The sequence below is a fragment of the Pseudomonas sp. P1_F7 genome, assembly GCF_056405655.1.
Map to the genome: position 1 here is coordinate 1 of NZ_JBFUBR010000020.1, position 16,963 is coordinate 16,963.

The 16,963-nt window shown below is 61.2% G+C and carries 13 protein-coding genes and 2 pseudogenes; 2 read left to right on the top strand and 13 right to left on the bottom strand.

From position 1 onward, the window contains the following. The 6 genes and pseudogenes from AC1D1M_RS26180 to AC1D1M_RS26205 form a co-directional block, all read right to left on the bottom strand. Nucleotides 1–77: pseudogene (locus tag AC1D1M_RS26180) on the bottom strand (pyrroloquinoline quinone biosynthesis peptide chaperone PqqD); the annotation flags it as partial. After that, the gene (pqqC, locus tag AC1D1M_RS26185; protein WP_477777885.1) at nucleotides 74–826 is read right to left on the bottom strand and encodes a pyrroloquinoline-quinone synthase PqqC; all 753 of its coding nucleotides are present in this window, start codon (nucleotides 824–826) and stop codon (nucleotides 74–76) included. The gene pqqC and the pseudogene AC1D1M_RS26180, both read right to left, overlap by 4 nt. Nucleotides 827–979: 153 nt before the next feature. Further along, complete coding sequence (pqqB, locus tag AC1D1M_RS26190) at nucleotides 980–1,894, bottom strand: pyrroloquinoline quinone biosynthesis protein PqqB (RefSeq protein WP_477777965.1); 915 nt, start codon at nucleotides 1,892–1,894, stop codon at nucleotides 980–982. Between the two features lie 23 nt (nucleotides 1,895–1,917). Next, nucleotides 1,918–1,989 carry a pyrroloquinoline quinone precursor peptide PqqA gene (gene pqqA, locus AC1D1M_RS26195; RefSeq protein WP_074750225.1) on the bottom strand — a complete coding sequence of 24 codons (72 nt, stop codon included), beginning with the start codon at nucleotides 1,987–1,989 and terminating at the stop codon, nucleotides 1,918–1,920. A 119-nt stretch (nucleotides 1,990–2,108) separates the two neighbouring features. Further along, complete coding sequence (locus AC1D1M_RS26200; RefSeq protein ID WP_477777966.1) at nucleotides 2,109–4,196, bottom strand: PQQ-dependent dehydrogenase, methanol/ethanol family; 2,088 nt, start codon at nucleotides 4,194–4,196, stop codon at nucleotides 2,109–2,111. A gap of 65 nt (nucleotides 4,197–4,261) precedes the next feature. Further along, on the bottom strand, nucleotides 4,262–5,452 hold the full coding sequence (locus AC1D1M_RS26205) for a transporter (RefSeq protein WP_477777886.1): 1,191 nt from the start codon (nucleotides 5,450–5,452) through the stop codon (nucleotides 4,262–4,264). On the opposite strand from AC1D1M_RS26205, the gene AC1D1M_RS26210 reads away from it, so the two are divergent. Beyond that, a complete protein-coding gene (locus AC1D1M_RS26210) occupies nucleotides 5,451–7,352 on the top strand; it encodes a sigma-54-dependent Fis family transcriptional regulator (RefSeq protein ID WP_477777887.1) in 1,902 nt (633 codons plus the stop codon). The genes AC1D1M_RS26205 and AC1D1M_RS26210 overlap by 2 nt on opposite strands. Nucleotides 7,353–7,414: 62 nt before the next feature. Here AC1D1M_RS26210 and AC1D1M_RS26215 read toward each other — a convergent pair. From AC1D1M_RS26215 to AC1D1M_RS26230, 4 genes and pseudogenes are all read right to left on the bottom strand, one after another. After that, nucleotides 7,415–7,597 (bottom strand): annotated as a pseudogene (locus AC1D1M_RS26215) (DUF4242 domain-containing protein); the annotation flags it as partial. 100 nt (nucleotides 7,598–7,697) lie between these two features. Next, nucleotides 7,698–9,188: an aldehyde dehydrogenase family protein gene (locus AC1D1M_RS26220; RefSeq protein WP_477777888.1), complete on the bottom strand. Its 1,491-nt coding sequence runs from the start codon at nucleotides 9,186–9,188 to the stop codon at nucleotides 7,698–7,700. 362 nt (nucleotides 9,189–9,550) lie between these two features. Beyond that, entirely contained in the window at nucleotides 9,551–10,726 is a 1,176-nt protein-coding gene (locus tag AC1D1M_RS26225) for a PAS domain-containing sensor histidine kinase (protein WP_477777889.1), read from the bottom strand. Nucleotides 10,727–11,391: 665 nt separating this feature from the next. Next, the gene (locus tag AC1D1M_RS26230; RefSeq protein ID WP_477777890.1) at nucleotides 11,392–11,655 is read right to left on the bottom strand and encodes a hypothetical protein; all 264 of its coding nucleotides are present in this window, start codon (nucleotides 11,653–11,655) and stop codon (nucleotides 11,392–11,394) included. A 66-nt stretch (nucleotides 11,656–11,721) separates the two neighbouring features. On the opposite strand from AC1D1M_RS26230, the gene AC1D1M_RS26235 reads away from it, so the two are divergent. After that, entirely contained in the window at nucleotides 11,722–12,210 is a 489-nt protein-coding gene (locus AC1D1M_RS26235) for a hypothetical protein (RefSeq protein WP_477777891.1), read from the top strand. A 736-nt stretch (nucleotides 12,211–12,946) separates the two neighbouring features. On the opposite strand, the gene AC1D1M_RS26240 is transcribed toward AC1D1M_RS26235, so the two are convergent. The 3 genes from AC1D1M_RS26240 to gfa form a co-directional block, all read right to left on the bottom strand. Further along, nucleotides 12,947–15,379, bottom strand: a complete 2,433-nt coding sequence (locus tag AC1D1M_RS26240; RefSeq protein ID WP_477777892.1) for an SAM-dependent methyltransferase — start codon at nucleotides 15,377–15,379, stop codon at nucleotides 12,947–12,949. 2 nt (nucleotides 15,380–15,381) lie between these two features. Beyond that, entirely contained in the window at nucleotides 15,382–16,125 is a 744-nt protein-coding gene (locus AC1D1M_RS26245; RefSeq protein WP_477777893.1) for a protein-L-isoaspartate(D-aspartate) O-methyltransferase, read from the bottom strand. An 83-nt stretch (nucleotides 16,126–16,208) separates the two neighbouring features. Further along, on the bottom strand, nucleotides 16,209–16,787 hold the full coding sequence (gene gfa, locus AC1D1M_RS26250) for an S-(hydroxymethyl)glutathione synthase (protein WP_095053526.1): 579 nt from the start codon (nucleotides 16,785–16,787) through the stop codon (nucleotides 16,209–16,211). Nucleotides 16,788–16,963 lie beyond the last annotated feature (176 nt).

Sequence of the window (16,963 nt, forward strand, 5' to 3'; positions counted from 1 at the left end):
TGGCCTTTTTGCGCCGGTTCGTACTGGAAACGGTAGCCAGGACGCCAGGTCGGGGTCTTGCTGCGATCGAAACTCATAAGGTGATTCCTTTGTGCCAGACCCGTTGTTCAGTGACGCTGTGATACGGCGGGCGTTTCAGTTCGTAGGCCATGCTCATGGCATCGAGCATGCTCCAAAGAATGTCCAGTTTGAACTGGAGAATTTCCAGCATGCGCTCCTGCCCCTCACGGGTGGTGTAGTGCTGCAACGTGATCGCCAGGCCATGCTCGACATCACGCCGTGCCTGGCCCAGGCGTGTGCGGAAATACTCGTAGCCGGCCGGGTCGATCCACGGGTAATGCTGCGGCCAGCTGTCCAGGCGCGATTGGTGGATCTGCGGGGCGAACAGTTCGGTCAGCGAGCTGCTCGCGGCTTCCTGCCAACTGGCGCGGCGGGCGAAATTGACATAGGCGTCCACTGCGAAGCGTACGCCGGGCAGCACCAGTTCTTGGGAGCGCAACTGGTCCGGGTCGAGGCCCACGGCCTGGCCCAGGCGCAGCCAGGCTTCGATGCCGCCGTCTTCCCCGGGTGCACCGTCGTGGTCGAGCAGGCGCTGAATCCATTCGCGGCGGATCTCGCGGTCAGGGCAGTTAGCGAGGATCGCCGCGTCCTTCAGGGGGATGTTCACCTGATAGTAAAAGCGGTTGGCGACCCAGCCCTGGATCTGTTCGCGGGTGGCCCGGCCTTCGTACATCGCCACGTGGTAGGGGTGATGGATATGGTAGTAGGCGCCCTTGGCGCGCAGGGCGGCCTCGAATTCGGTGGGGGACATTGGGGTGTCAGTCATTGCGGTTCTCCGGGAAACAACCGTAGAGGTCTAGTGCCTGTGCCGGCCACATCGCGAGCAAGCTCGCTCCCACAGGGGAATGCGGTCAACTGTGGGAGCGACGGTGCGGCGATCCGACTTGCTCGCGATAGACCGCGCAGCGGTCTCGATTGCTTACAACACAATACTCATGCCGTCATACGCCACTTCAACATTGCGCCGTTCCAGCTCCGCGCGTTCCGGCGAATCCTCGTCGAGAATCGGGTTGGTGTTGTTGATGTGGATAAGTACTTTGCGCTGGTTGGGCAATTGCTCAAGGACTTCAAGCATGCCACCAGGGCCGTTCTGCGCCAGGTGTCCCATCTCGCGACCGGTGCGGGTGCCGACGCCACGACGCTGCATTTCATCGTCATCCCACAAGGTGCCATCGACCAACAGGCAATCGCTGCCAGCCATGATCTCCAGCAACGGTGCATCTACCTTGCCCAGCCCCGGGGCGTAGAACAGTTTGCCGCCGGTGTTGAGGTCTTCGACGATCAGGCCGATGTTGTCGCCCGGATGCGGGTCGAAGCGATGCGGTGAGTAGGGCGGCGCGGCACTGCGCAGTGGCAGCGGGGTGAAGCGCAGGTTCGGACATGCCGGTACGCTGAAGCWCTGGTCGAGYTCGATGYGATTCCAGGTCAGCCCGCCATTCCAGTGGTTGAGCATGGTGAACAGCGGAAAACCGCTGCTCAGGTCTTCGTGGACCATGTCGGTGCACCAGACCTGATGCGGGCARCCTTCRCGCAGCATGAGCAGGCCGGTGGTGTGGTCGATCTGGCTGTCCATCAGGATGATCGCGCCGATCCCGGTATCGCGCAGGGCGCGGCCCGGCTGCATCGGGGCGAAGCTCTGGAGTTGGGCGCGGATGTCCGGGGAGGTGTTGCACAGCACCCAGTTCACGCCGTCATCGGAAATCGCGATGGACGATTGCGTCCGCGCCTTGGCCCGCAGGCTGCCGTCGCGAAAGCCTGCGCAGTTCACGCAGTTGCAGTTCCACTGGGGGAAGCCGCCGCCGGCAGCGGAACCTAGAATCTGGAAGCGGAGCAGCGCGCAGCACCAAGCTCCGGGGGTCAGCGGCTAGCGAAGTACATGGTGACTTCAAAGCCGATACGCAGGTCGGTGTAAGTAGGTTTAGTCCACATGATCGAGTTCCTCATTGTTGTTGGATGGTTCATCTCAAAAAGCGTGTTGCGCATCCTTGCTCGACATGACGGCGAGCCCATTCAAGCAGGCTCGCCGCCGTTGCGTTAACGCCGGGTAATCATGGTGCAGCCTTGGCTGCTTGCTGCAGCTTGAGGTAGTCCGCGTATTCCCGGCTCATCACGTATTGCTTGATCTTCTCAACATCGGCGGGTTCCAGCGTGTCTTTGAATGAAGGCATGCCCAAAGGCTTCAACACGCCGTCAAGGACGATTTGCTGGAACAGGCTGCGCCGCGCCTCGTCTGACTTGCGCAGGTCGGGTATCAATCCGCCGCTAACCGCACCCACGCCGTGACAGACGGAGCAGTAGGTGCCGAACATTTGCTGGCCGGCGGCGAGGTCAGCAGCGGGAACATCAACCGGTTTCGGTATGCGGCTGACGGTCTGTACCCTGTCAGGCATAGGCGGCAGAGCATCTGTACCGCCGATTTTGAACACCAGCAGGCGACTGACGTTGCGGACTCCCGGCGCATTAGCGGCGTCACCGCCAATCAAGGGCGCGACACCGCCCCAACCGGCCATCACGGCAATGTACTGCTCGCCTTCGAAAAGATAACTGATGGGGGCCGCGACGATGCCGGTCTGGGCGGCGAAGGACCACAGCTTCTTGCCTTTATCGGCGGAGTAGACGATGAAGTTGCCGTCGGCGGTTCCCTGGAACACCAGATTCCCCGCGGTGCTCAGGGTGCCGCCGTTCCAGTAGTGCGAGTAGGGCACACGCCAGACTTCCTTTTGCTTCACTGGGTCCCAAGCCAACAATGCACCGGATACCGCTTCGCGCGGGATTTCAGTGGTGTCGGAGAACCCTGCGCCAGTGTTGAAGGCCTTGCGCCTTACGAAGTCCTTGCCTTCGTTGCGGTAGACGCCTGGAATTTCCTGATAGGGGATGTACACCAGGCCGGTCTTCGGGTTGAACGACATCGAGTGCCAACCGTGTGCGCCGAACGGGCTAGGCCACATGACCACAGGTTTGTCCTTGTAGCGCGCACCAGGTACCTCAACTGGCTTGCCAGTCGTCATGTCGATCTTCTCGGCCCAGGTCACCTTGCCGAATTTTTCGGCGGAAAGCAGCTTGCCGGTCTCGCGGTCCAGAACATAGAAGAAGCCGTTCTTGGGAGCCTGCATGATGACCTTGCGCGTTTTGCCGGCAATCTCCAGCTCCGCCAGTGTCAGTTGCTGGGTGGCAGTGAAGTCCCAGGTGTCGCCCGGGGTCACCTGGTAGTGCCAGGCCAGACGGCCACTGTCGGGGTGGATGGCGAGGATCGATGACAGGTAGAGGTTGTCGCCGCCGCGCGGGCTGCGGATATTGCGGTTCCACGGACCGCCGTTGCCGGTGCCGATATAGAGCAGGTCGAGTTGCGGATCGTAGGCCATGCTGTCCCATACAGTGCCGCCACCGCCGAGCTTCCAGTACTGGTCACCGGTCCATGTCTTGGCTGCCTCGGCCAGCTCTGGATGCTCGTAGGGTTTGTTCGGATCGCCCGGCACTGTGTAGAAGCGCCATTCCATTTTTCCGCTTTCGGCGTCGTAAGCAGAAAAGTAGCCACGCACGCCATATTCGGCACCGCCGTTGCCAATGATCACCTTGCCTTTGACCACCCGCGGCGCACCTGTAATGGTGTAGGGCAAGCTGTTGTCGGTTGTCTGCTGGCTCCACACCTGTTGACCGGTCTTGGCATCAAGGGCGATAAGACGGCCGTCGAGAGTGCCGATGTAAACTTTGCCGTTCCACAGTGCGACACCGCGGTTGACTGCATCGCAACAGGCATCGCGGGCTTTGCCGCGATCGACCTGCGGGTCGAAGGCCCATAGTTGCTTGCCGGTCTTGACGTCGATGGCGATGGCCCTGCTCCAGGACAGCGAGGCATAAAGCACGCCGTCCGAGAACAGCGGCGTCGCTTCCAGTCCCCGGTGATTGTCGAGGTCGAGGTGCCAGGCCAGGCCCAGTTGATCGGCGTTCTGGTCGGTGATTTGTTTGAGCGGGCTGAAGCGTTGTTCAGCGTAGGTACGACCGTGGCTGAGCCACTGGCTGCCGTCGTTCTCGCTGGCGACGATGGCGGCTTGGTCGACCGGGTTGGCGCCGACTATCGGGGCCAGTAGGGCCAGGGCCAGGCCGGCGATTTTCAGAGGTGCTGACTGGGTCTTGATCATTACGCAAGAGTCCTATTGTACTTGTTGTAGGTAGATCGCTTTGCGTGCTCGCTGCGGGAAAGCTAGAACAGTTGCAGGATGCGTAGGTTGATGCGCTTTTCCTCTTTGAAACCATTGTCCACGGACATGTCCTGGCCGTAATTGGCCATCAGCTGGGTGCTCGGCGTGACGAAGTAAGAAGTGCCCACTGTGTATTTGCTGGTGCCGGGTTTGTCGTCCATATCCAGCCCGGCGATTTGGCTTTCGCCACCCCAGAGTTTCGATACTCCGGCACGTATATCGAAGCGCTCGGTAAAGTTGTAGCGCAGAAAAGCCTGGCCCTGGTAAAGCGGATCCTGCTTTTGGGTAACACCTGCGCTGCCGTAGTCGTTGTTGTGGCCGAAGAACGTTACATCGCCCACCAGATCGAGGGTCAGCTTGTCGGTCAGGCCGGTGATGTAGCCGCTCTGCAACGTGAACTTCCAGCGGTTCTCGCCCAGGTTGATTGCGTTGTGTTTGTCGTAGCTGCCGGTGGGCACGAAGAGAAAAGGGGTGATGCCGAAGTAGCGGCGTTTTTCAGGTTCATTCACCAGCCAGACGGTAGCGGCAAGGATCAGATCGCCGGTGCCGCTGTCGCTGCCCAGGTCCTTCAGGTCGTCCCTGGCCCGCACGTTGCCGAATGGCAGGAGAAACTGTGGGTCTACGATGTAATCGCCCAACTGCATGAAATGCACGCCACGCAGGATACCGACATCCGAATCCAGCCCGGCATGGATCGGCACCTTATGGCCATCGGCATAGAGCGCATTGCGTTCGGTATGTTGGTAATAAAGCAGACCCAGGTTTGTATCTTTGGGAAGGGCGGTGTAATCGCCGGCATCGACGTCCAGGGCCAGGGCGCCGCAGGAAAAGCCGGCCATCAGGCTAAACAGAGAAGCGTGCAACAGATGCGCTTGAAGAAGCTCGCGCGATAACCGACCCAGGTTGGCGCGAGCCGGCCCTGTGCTCATTTTCATGACTTCACCTTTATTGTTTTTGTTTATGATTAACGCAAGGCCGGAGGGGATGTCCGGCTTGGTGATGTCATTGAGCAGGGTCTGTGCCAGTTTTTTCTGTTTGGTGAATAATTCATATAAATCAATAAGATGAATAACATTAAGAGTGGTCGAAGCAAGCGCGGGATTTGTCCCGCTGTATCGCTGACTCAAACTGAGACAGTGGCTTGGGGTCAGGTTGACCCAGTTCGAGACACCCGCCCGCGAGATGCCAGCCATGCGCAAAATCAGCCCCCCCTCTGCGACGCCTCCTTCCCGCAAACGATTCGTCGATTCCCAAGTGGTCGAACGCTCGTGGCAGCGTTCGCAGAATTACGGAATATGCCATCGCGACAAACTGCTTTTCGAAGCGCCGGTAGTCGCCAGCAGTTCGCAGATCGCTGAAAGCAATCGCCTGCTATTGAGCTGTGCCACCCCGGAAATGGAACAACTGCACGCGGCCCTGTCGCCCAAGGACTGGGTACTGGCGTGCCTTGATTTGGAAGGCGTGGTGATCAGTAGCCTGGGCCGGCGCAACACCGACAATCGTGAGTTGAATCAGGTATTCCGCGTTGGCGCGCAGATTTCCGAGCAGAATGTCGGCACCACCGCACCCAGCTGCGCCCTGACCGAGCGCGATTCGGTTTTTTTCGTCGGTGAGGAACATTATCTGGAAGAGGCGCGCCAATTTTCCTGCCTGGCCACGCCGATCTTCGGTCTGAACGGCGGCATCGTCGGTGTACTGGATGCGAGCAGTAAGCAGGGTGCGCCTTCGATCTACACCCTGGAGTCCCTGGTGTTTGCCGCCCGTGCCATAGAAAACCGCATGTTCGCCCAGCTCGGCGAGGTGCTGCTGGTGCACGTGCATCACCGCCTGGACATCCTTGGCACGCCCATGGAAGGGCTGCTGGCTTTCGACCCGGCCGGCAAGCTACGGTGCGCCAACCGCATCGCCGGTCAGCTGTTGAGACTCGGCGAAATCCAGATTGGCCTGGATTTCGCCGAGCTGTTCGACATGCCCTTCATCCATGCCGCCTGCTACCGCCGTCACGACCTCAGCGCACCGCTGCGCCTGCGCAGTCACCATAGCGGCGAGCTGCACGCTTGCATCACCATGGGGCCTGGCCAGACAGCGGCGCGGAGCCAGCCTGCGAAATTCCTGCCAGCCATCGTCGCCGAACAGCCTCCAGCGCCGCAATCCAGGCCATGCCTGGAGGACCCTGCCTTGCAGGATGCCCTGACCCGCGCACGCAAGGCCTTCGCCCACGGCATCCCGGTGCTGGTCAACGGCGAAACCGGCACGGGCAAGGACGTCTTCGCCCGACTGTTGCACGAAGGCAGCAACCGTGCCGGCGAAGCCTTCGTCGCGATCAACTGCTCGTCCATCCCGGCCAGCCTCATCGAATCTGAGCTGTTCGGCCACGTTGAAGGTGCATTTACCGGTAGCCGCAAGGGAGGCGCCAGCGGGAAGATCGAAGAGGCCCACAAGGGCACGCTTTTTCTCGACGAGATCGGCGACATGCCCCTGGAGCTTCAGGGCCGACTGCTGCGAGTTCTGCAAGAGCGCAGCCTGAGCCGTCTTGGCAGCAGCCAGTTGATCAAGGTGGATTGCGCGCTGATCTGTGCCACCCACCGCGACCTCAAACAACTCACAGACAACCGGGGCTTTCGCGAGGATCTGTACTATCGCATCAACGGCCTGCGTGTGTCCCTGCCAGCCCTGCGCGAACGCAGCGACCTTCAGGCGCTGATTGGCCATCTGCTGCGCGCTGAAACCTCCGCATACCAGCCGGTTCAACTGAGCAACCTTGCGTTGCAGGCGCTGTTGGCCTACCGCTGGCCAGGCAATATCCGACAGCTTTACCAAACCCTGCGTTTGGCAACCGCTCTGGCGGAAAATGAGGGGGAAATTGGTTTGCAGCACCTGCCGGATGAGGTCCTTGAAAATTGTGCTGCCCAGACCGAAGTGAGTCCAGGCACGCCGCAACCTCAGGAACGGGTTACCTTGCACGCCAGCGAAATGCGCGCCATCAAGGCAGCGGTGGAGGTCAACGGCGGCAATCTCTCGGCCACAGCGCGCAGCCTGGGCATCGGTCGGGCGACGCTGTACCGCAAGCTCAAAGGCATGGAGGAAAGTTGACGCTGTGAGCAAGGCTGCGCTCCGGGGGGGGGGGGGGGCCCCGCCGTGGCCCCGGGGGGGGGTTGCTCGTTCGCCGCGATGTACAGGCAGTAGATCTTGTCGTCCGTCACGTAACTGTGCAGCCATTGAATCTGTGTCCCCAGGGTGCCAAGCACGGCACACGACTTTTGCGAGATCGCCTGGAGTTCTTGCGCCGAAAGCTTTCCGGCCCCTGGGATTTCTCGTTCGATCACATATTTTGGCATGGGCGTTTCCTTGAAGTGAGTAGTGGGTGAGCAATGGCGCACCCTCCAGTATAAAAAATTGGCGGTGGCCGCGTGAACCGGCCCCAGCCTGAAAAAGGGGCTACAGCTTGATCATTACTGTTTTCATTTCGGTGTAGTGATCGATGGCCGCCGCCCCCATTTCACGGCCCACACCGGAAAGTTTGTAGCCTCCAAAGGGCAATACCGGGTCGAGGGCACTGTGGCAGTTGACCCACACCGAGCCCGACTTGATGCGCGGGATCATGCGATGTACCGCCCCCAAGTCGTTAGACCAGATGCTCGCACCCAGGCCGTAGGGGTTGTCATTGGCCAACCGCACGACTTCGTCGATATCGTCGAAGGGCATGGCCACCAGCACCGGGCCGAAGATTTCCTCCTGGACCAGGCGATGTGTCTGGTCGACGTCGACGATCACCGTGGGTTTGACGAAGTAACCGGGGCCTGATTTCTCGCCGCCGCAGGCGATGGTGGCGCCCAACTCGCGGCCCATCTCGATGTAGTGGTGCACCCGGTCCTGCTGTTTGGCGGAAATGAGCGGCCCCATGTCCACGTTCGGATCGAGGCCGTTGCCGAGCTTCATGCCATTGGCGACGTCGACGATGTCACCCACCACCCGGTCGAAGTGCTTGCGCTGTACATACAGGCGTGAACCTGCACAGCATACCTGGCCCTGATTGAAGAAGATGGCGTTGGCAGCGCCGGCGGCGGCCTGCTGCAGATTGGCATCGGCCAGGACGATGGTGGGGGACTTGCCGCCCAGTTCCAGGGTGACGCGGGTCATGTTGTCCATGGCCGTCTTGCCGATCTGCTTGCCTACTTCGGTGGAGCCGGTGAACGTGAGCTTGTCCACGCCGGGGTGGCGGGTAAGGGCAACACCGGCATTGAGCCCGGTCCCTGTGACCACGTTGAACACACCGGCGGGATAACCGGCCTCCAGCACCAGTTCGGCCAGCTTGAGCGCACTGACCGGTGTCTCGTCGGCCGGTTTGAGTACCAGGCTGCAACCGGTGGCCAGGGCCGGGCCAAGTTTCCAGCACGCCAGCATGAAAGGAAAATTCCAGGCAACGATGGCGCCGACCACACCTACCGCCTCACGACGGATGAAGGCGTGGAAGTCAGAATCCGGCATCAGCGGCAGAGACGGATCCACAGTGCTGCCCGAAATTTTGGTCGCCCAGCCAGCCATGTAGCGCAGGAAGTCGATGGACAATTGCACATCCACCAGGCGGGCCATCTGCACGCTCTTGCCGTTGTTCAGGCATTCGAGTTCGGCGATTACCTGGGCATCGCGCTCGATGAGTTCGGCCAGACGCCACAGCAGGTTTTGCCGCTCGCGCGGGCGCATGCGACTCCAGGCGGAGTCGTCGAAGGCATGGCGCGCGGCCTGTATGGCGCGGTCCACATCGACATGGTCAGCGGATGGCACTTCCAACAAGAGGTTGGCAGTAGCCGGATTGCGCACGGCCATGGTCGCGCCGCTGGAAGCAAACATCCATTCGGCGCCGATCAACATGCGCGGTTGCCTGGCAAGGAATTCGACGGTCTTGTGATGCAGCGGTAGATGGTCCATGGGTGAGGCCTCGTTGTTGTGGGTCTTGTTCGTGACCTTGGTGCAACGGGTGTGCCAGCCATAGGAAAGTGTCGTGGGCACTTGGCTCAGCTTTTATCGGCAGGCAACCCAGGCAATTACGGACATGGGGGAGTTGTATCGAACCCGTACAACTGTCTCAGAAAGGGGCAGTCGCGAGTGATGCAGATACGATCACATCAGCGCAAAGACCTCGGTAACAGCGGCGGAAGTAATTCAATCCCGATCCTGAATGACTGCTATTGGCTGTGGATTCAACCGGTCGACCCACAACGGCCAGTCACGCCAGGCTATCGTCGGCTAGTAATGGAGGGGCGATGGGGTTGAGTGAGGGGTAATCCAAGCTAATTTAAGGTGCGAGGGAAGGTTGCAGTGAATGTTGTACCGGTGGTGAGAGTAGAAGTTACAGCCACTTCGCCGTAGTGCGCCCTTACAATCTCCCGAACGATGAACAGACCCAACCCGACACTTCTGAGTTCGGCATTGTCATGACTGCCACGGATCATCGGTTCGAACAAATCCCCAAGCAACACCTCAGGTATTGGGGTACCAAAATTGTGCACAGTAATAATGACCGCTTGATCTTCAACGCGTGTAGAAACGGTGACTTCGCTATCGGCGGCGCCGTAGGCGACTGCATTGGCGACCAGGTTGCCGATGAGCTGATAGAGCCGATCACTGTCTGCAGAAAAATCACCTTGCCCATACCGCAGATGGGTCAACTTATGCCCGGGAAAAGCCAGGCTCAACTCGTCCAGGCAATCGGCCACCAGTTCGTGTAGATCAACGGGTTTGGGCAGGACCGAGATACCTCGCCCGACTTGCGTCAAGGTGAAATCCAGCAGATCGGCCACCAGACGCTGTGCGCGCTCTACCGAGTGGGTGATGTGGCCAAGTATTTGTGCTTGTTTAGCATCCATCTCCCTGCGGCCCAGCAGTTCCGTCGCCATTTTTATCGCCGACAATGGGTTGCGCAGGTCATGACTGACAATCCCGATAAGCTGCTCGGCGAACAGGGCTCTGTCTTCAGCCGCAGCGTACGTGATACGCAACTTGTCTTGGGTCATATCCAGTACGCGTTGGTCCTTGAGGTGTTTCGCCAAATGCCTTTCGGCAAGCATTCGGGCATTGAGCAGTTCGCGCTCGTACCTTTGGCTATCCGCGGCTTTGAACAGGGTCATTTCATGAAATATGCCAGCAGAATGCTCACAGCTGATGGCGCTGAGCATCATTGGAATGGAATGTCCGTTGTAGTGAACGAGATCGAACTTCACGTCAGCCACGACGCCCTGTATCTGCATGAGGGGCGCCCAGTACATCTTGTGGAACGTCCTTCCCTCGTGTTTCATCAAGTCCTGGATGTGACGACCGAGCAGCTCTTTTCGCCGGTAGCCTAACCAGCGGCAGAACGTGAGGTTGACCTGTGCGATCTCGCCATTTTCTGCGGTCAGCAGTAAGCCACAGTCAGCTTCGTCGGAGAGAACGTCAGAACCGGGCTGCGACTCGTCATCTGCGGGCATTTGTATTCACTGACCAATGGGGCCGATATCTGGAAAATTATAGACTCGACTCGCGCAAGGACCCTCAAGATTTACCCCTTTCGCAGTGATTGGCCTCGACATTCGGGGGGTACACCAGCTGTGAATGACCGTTTTTGGCCGATTGCTACCTGTCGCGAAGGCCGCAAACCCAAAGCTGTCGTTGACCAAAGGCAGAAATCGGCCACGATCAGTCGCTCTATGCCAGCACGGGCAGGCGAGCCAGCGCCATGACTGGCTCTTTGATTCGACCCTGGTTCCCTAGGTAAATCCGAATGCCAGACTCCTGGTCTATCCCATTGAAAAAACTCATCTCGTTAAACCAGCCGATCGTTTGAGGGGCGATTCCAATAGGTCAAGTTGAAGTTTTTGCTCAACGCATGCTTTGGTCCTGATACTCATTTGTTGAACTCTGGCTGAAAGCACTCCTCTAACATAAACGTGGGAAAATTTCCCGCGCAACGATACTGACTGGCTTTGAGGGATCGTGCGGAAACCGCAGTTGCTCGTTAATGCTGCAGATTGATAACCGTGCCGGTTGGCTGGCCGCTCCAATGGGCGGCCGGGAACTCACTGGACATTGCGTTCAATAGGGAGATGACGACGCAACTCCAAGCGGAGGTTGCAACATGCAGCTCAAAAAATGTTTATTGGCTCTGGCGATTGGCGGAGTCCTGTCGGCATCGACTGTCCTGGTGCCCGATTACATCGGTAGTTTCTCCAGCGTGTATGCCAAAGATGGCGGCGGCGGTGGCGGTGGCTCCGGAGGCGGTGGTCACGGCGGCGAAGGCGGTGGCGGCCACGGTGGTGGCAGCGGTGGCTCCGGTAGTGGAGGCTCCGGAGGTGGCGGTCACGGTGGTGACGGCGGTGGCGGTCACGGTGGCGGCGACCATGGAGAGGGTGGCGATCATGGTGCAGCAGGCCATGACGGTGACGGTCATGGAGGCCCGGGGCGCGGCGACGCTGACCATGGTGGTATGGCCGGGAACAGAGGCCCGGGCAATGCGCATGACAACGACAACGCGAAAGACAACGACAACGCGAAAGACAACGACAACGCGGATGACAATGACAACGATGCCGCACATGCAGCCAGGGACGCTGCCAGAAACGACGCAGATGCAGCCCGGGATGCGGCAAAAGCTACTGCAAATGCAACCAGAGACGCCGCCAGAGCTGAGGCGGATGCAGCCAGAGACGCCGCAAAAGCTGCTGGCGTAGCAGGCGCAGATGCAACCCGAGATGCTGCCAGGGCCGCTGCGGATGCAGCCAGGGACGCCGCCAAGGCAGACGCAGATGCAGCCAGAGATGCTGCCAGGGCTGCTGCAGATGCAGCCAGGGACGCCGCCAAAGCTGACGCGAAAGCAGCCAGAGAGGCTGCCAAAGTTGAGGCGAAAGATGCCCGAGAGGATGTGGCGGACGCCCCAGACGCCCCGGATTTCGACGCGGTTGAGGTACACAACTAGGCCAGCACGTTCCGTAATGAACACGGCAGGCCTGGCCGTAGAAAACGTCTCGGGAACTTGAGGGGCGTATCGCCAATGAGTCGCAAGCCCTGAAGCGTCGTGGGGTTTGCGATTTTTTTCGAAATCTGTCGCACAGTCCGAAACACTGACGAGGATGGCTGCAATGGGGGCGGAACTGGGCGGGTAAGCACTCAATCCCAGTCGCTCACAAAAACCGGAGCCCTCCCGTTGTTGTGGCGCGGGGGCGGGAAGTTGGACTCATCTGTCCACCGAGCGCTTTTGGCCGATTCTGTTGAAAAAGTCGGCCATCGTTTGCGCATCAGAAAAGTACGCGTCCGAGATTGAAATCTTTACTTTTGGCAAAGGCTTCCCGGACTCGGATTTCACGTAGCAGCGTGCAAAAAAGGCGTTTTCACCAGTCAATGATCAGGCAGTTTGGGCAGACCGGTTTTTTCAACAGAATCGGCGGGTTTCTGCCGGTCACCACCGGCAGCTATGGGATGAAAGCCACCTCTGACGACTCGACTGCGTCGGCCAAAACCAATTGCTTGCGGCACGGAACCTCTCATCTTTGGCATGACGCACACGTCCACATTTTCAAATGTTTAGCTTCGAAGCAGGAAAGGCGTCACCCTCGCTGATCGTCACGGCGAGACGTGCGAACTGCGGCAAGCGGCGTTCCAACAGGCCATTCGTCTCACCAGGGTCTGTTGACTTTCGCTGCGAACCGCCGCGATCAGGGAAACATGACCGCCGCCGCGAGATACAGTAGCAACGCCAGCAGCAACACCACGGTGAAGCCCAGGTGGATCGCCAGCAGGGTCGCCAGTACGGCCGCCACCACCGATACGCTGGCGTTGACGCCCCAGGCGATCGGCACCAGTGCTTCGGCGCGCGCGGAGACGCGCCCGAGTCCGAGCGGAAACGGCATGCCCATGGCGAACGCCAGCGGCGCTACCAGCGCGGCGCAGATGCCGAACCTGGCGAGGGTCCGCACCGGCGCCAGCAGCTGGAACAACGGGGGCAGGGCGATCAGGTAGAGCAGGGCGATCGCGCAGATCGCCAGGACTGGCCGCGCGAGCGGATGACGGGGCCCCACACCCGTTCCAATGTCCCCCCGCCGCCGGCCGGAGTAACGGCTGCCAAGGCCAGCGAAGATCAGGAACGCGCTGAGCGTTACCGCCACCGAATACAACGGGTGGCTGAGGAAAAGGGTGAACTTCTGGATGAAGGCGATTTCCACGAACATGAAGGCGAAGCCGATGGCGGCGAAGTAGGACACGACCCGACGTTCGAACCTGGCCAAAGCCGCATTCCGAGAGCGCCGCTGGCGCCGCCGCGCCACCCATAGCGGCGCCAGGATCAGCAGCACGGCGGCCACGCTGGACTGCAGCAGCGTGGCGATCAGCACCGGATAGCCCCACTCCAGCATTGACAGGCCGCCCTGCTCCTTCAGCGCCAGCAGTTCCGGCAGCGAGCGCCACTTGAAGAAGTGGAAGAAATACGGCCGGTCATCCATGGTCGGACGCACGTCGAACTTGTAGCGTGCCAGGAACTCCGCGCGCTCGCCGGACAGCAGGGCCTGCGCCGCTTCGAAGAACCAGGGCCGGTCAAGCAGGTTGTAGCGGTTCGCCTCCGCCACGGTCATCCCGGGGTAGTAGGCCAGGTCGAAGGAGCGCGCCCGGCAGAACTCCCGCAGCACGGCGATGCCGGCGTCGTCGAAATCCCTGTTGCTGACCAGCAGCGTCGCGGTCTTCCAGCCGCGGATCATGACGATGCGGCGCGCCGCGCTGGCCTGCCCGTCGCTCTCGATGGCCGCGGCCGCGGTGACCAGCAGCCTGGGAACATCGCGGGGCGGCAGGGTGACCCAGCGGGTGATGGCCAACAGGCCGCCGGGCGCGAGATGGCGCAGGTACTCGGCGAAGGCATCCACCGTGTACAGGTAGTTCTCGGACAGCGCATGCAGGCCGCCCGAGGCGGTGCCGAAGGAGTCCAGCAGGGCGATCTGGATCAGGTCGTAAGGCTCGCCGCGCGAAGCCACCAGGCCGCGCGCCTCGCCGATCAGCACACGGACGTTGGGCGCGCTGTACGGCTTGCCGGAGAAATCGGCGAAGCGGCGCTGAACCAGATCGATCACCTGCGGGTTCAGTTCGATGGCATCCACCGCACTGGCGCCGTGGTAGATCGCCTGCAGCACATCGGCGCCGGCGCCGCTGCCCAGCACCAGCACGCGGGGTTGCCGCAGCAGGTGATAGGGCAGAGCCGAGGTCAGGTAGTCCAGGTAGGCGAGCGGCTCGCGGCGCCCGTCATAGCGGTTCAGCACGGAAAGGCCGTCGCCGTCGGTGAAGATGGCCAGTTGTGCGGGCGGTTCCTGCGTCGCGTTGAGGCTTAGGCCCGGCGCGTAGCGCAGGGGAATGGTCGGGCTGTCGACGACCGTGAGCAGGCCCAGCGGACTCCAGGTCTGGGCGATGGCGCGCGCATCCTTAATACGCAGCATCTGGCTCAGTTCCTTGTACTCGGAGGGCGACAGGGCGATCCAGCGCCCGGGCACGCCGGCCGGCACCGCGACGGCCGCCGCCAGCAGCAACGGCGCGAGCCAGTGCCTATGCCCCGTGCAAGCCATGCCGGCCAGCGCCCCGGCGGCGATGCCGGTGCCTCCCAGCAGCCGCAGCGCATCGACGGGCGACAGGACGAACAGCGCGGCGACGATCGCCAGGCTGCCCACGCCGGCGCCGAGAATGTCGAAGGCGTAGATCCGATGAATCTGTTCCTGAAAGCAGGTGAAGGTCAGGCAGATGCACACCGCCGCGCAGAAGAACGGCACGAACAGCAGCAGGTAGATCATCAGCAGGCGCGCCGACTGCCGCGCGTCCCAGAGGATCTCGAGGGGATTGAACGGAACCTGCTGGGCCAGGCTGAAGCAGGCGATGGCGCTCAGCCCGAACAGCACCGCGCCGCCGATGAACACGCCGTGGAAGCGCGGCGCCAGCACAGGCCGCGCCAGCGCCACGGCGGTGCCGGCAGCGCCGTAGCCGAGCAGCGCGACGCTGATCATCATGTAGGCGAAATGGTGCCACTGGATGATCGAAAGCAGTCGCAGCAGCAGCACCTCATAGCCGAGCGCGGAGGCAGACAGCAGCGCCAGGGCGAGTAATGGCGGCGAATGCATGCTCAACCGCCTCCGACCAGCGGTACGAAGCGCACAGGCAGCACCTGCCGGGTGGACACACTGCCGTCGCCGGCCTTCTCGATCAGCAGCAGGTACTGGATCATGAACGGCGCGCCGACCGGGATTACCATCCGTCCGCCGGCCTTGAGCTGGGCGATCAGTGGCGGCGGCACATGGCTGGCGGCGGCGGTGACGAGGATGGCGTCGTAAGGCCCGTGCTCGGGCCAGCCGTGGTAGCCATCGCCCAGCCGGGCCTGCACCTTCGCATATCCCAGACGGCCCAGGCGCTCCCCGGCCTGCACTGCCAGCGGATCGATGATCTCCATCGTGTAGACCGCCTGCGCCAGCTCGGCGAGGATCGCCGCCTGGTAGCCCGAGCCAGTGCCGATCTCGAGTACCACGTCGCCGGGCCCGACCTGCGTCAGATCGGTCATCAGGGCGACGATGTAGGGCTGGGAGATGGTCTGGCCGTAGCCGATCGGCAGCGGGCGATTCTCGTAGGCGTAGGGCACCTCGTCGGGCGGGACGAACTCATGGCGTGGCACCTTGGCCATCGCGGCCATCACCGGCGCGGCAAACTCGACCCTGCCGGTTTCGTCGCGGGTGACGGACGACATGTTGGCGATCTCCCGCACCATGGCGTCGCGCAACGGCGCGAACGGGTCGTCGGCATGCAGGCCGGCGGATGCCAGCGCCAGAGCGATGGCAGGCGCCAGGATGCACGTCAGGAGCATCACCGGCTTCACAATGACTCCTCCGCCTGAGGAATAGTCGAATCGTATGGCCGGCGGGCTGGCTCGGCAAGCCGGGGGTGCCGGCGACCGATCAATCAGGCGGCGGGGAGCAAGCCTTTCTGTTTGGCGACATGAGTCGCCAGTGCGTCCATCAAGTCCGGGGACAGGCAGTCATAGGGTTCCAGGCCGATCGAGCGCAAGCGCTCGCGGATAGCCTTCATTTGCGCTGGCGGTGTGCCGGTTTCGATGATGGAGGACACGAACGCCGCGAATCCCGGCGCAGCCCATCCGCTCTGTGGCGAAAGCTCGGTGTGGACGAAGTCCAGGCCATAAAACGCATGGTCCTTGTTCTCGATGCGCCCAAAGAGATGGGCGTGACACTGCTTGCAGGCGTGGCGCTGGATGGTGGCAGATTCGTCGACAATCGCCAGTTTTTCACCGTGGGCAATGACGCTGACCTTATCTCGAGGCACCACGGCGATGACGGCGAATGTCGCGTTTTGTGGTTTCCAGCACTTGCTGCAGCCGCACGCGTGGTTATGCAGAGTTTGTGCGTCGATCTTGACCTCGACCTTGTCGGTCGCACACAGGCATTGCAGGGTGCCACCTGTGAAATTCGCGGCGGCGGGTTGGATACCATTGTCCAGTGCAGGGTGAAGTTGCAAGGTGCTCATGCTGGCGTCTCCGTTTCAGGGTGTCAGACAAAAGTGCCTGGGGCCGTGCCCCAGACCGGTAGTTCATCGGAACTCGATAACGGCGCGGATCGATTTGCCTTCATGCATCAGATCGAACCGCGCGGATTTCGAAAAAGACACAGTGCATAAACGAGTGACCTCCTTCGGTGCGCCCG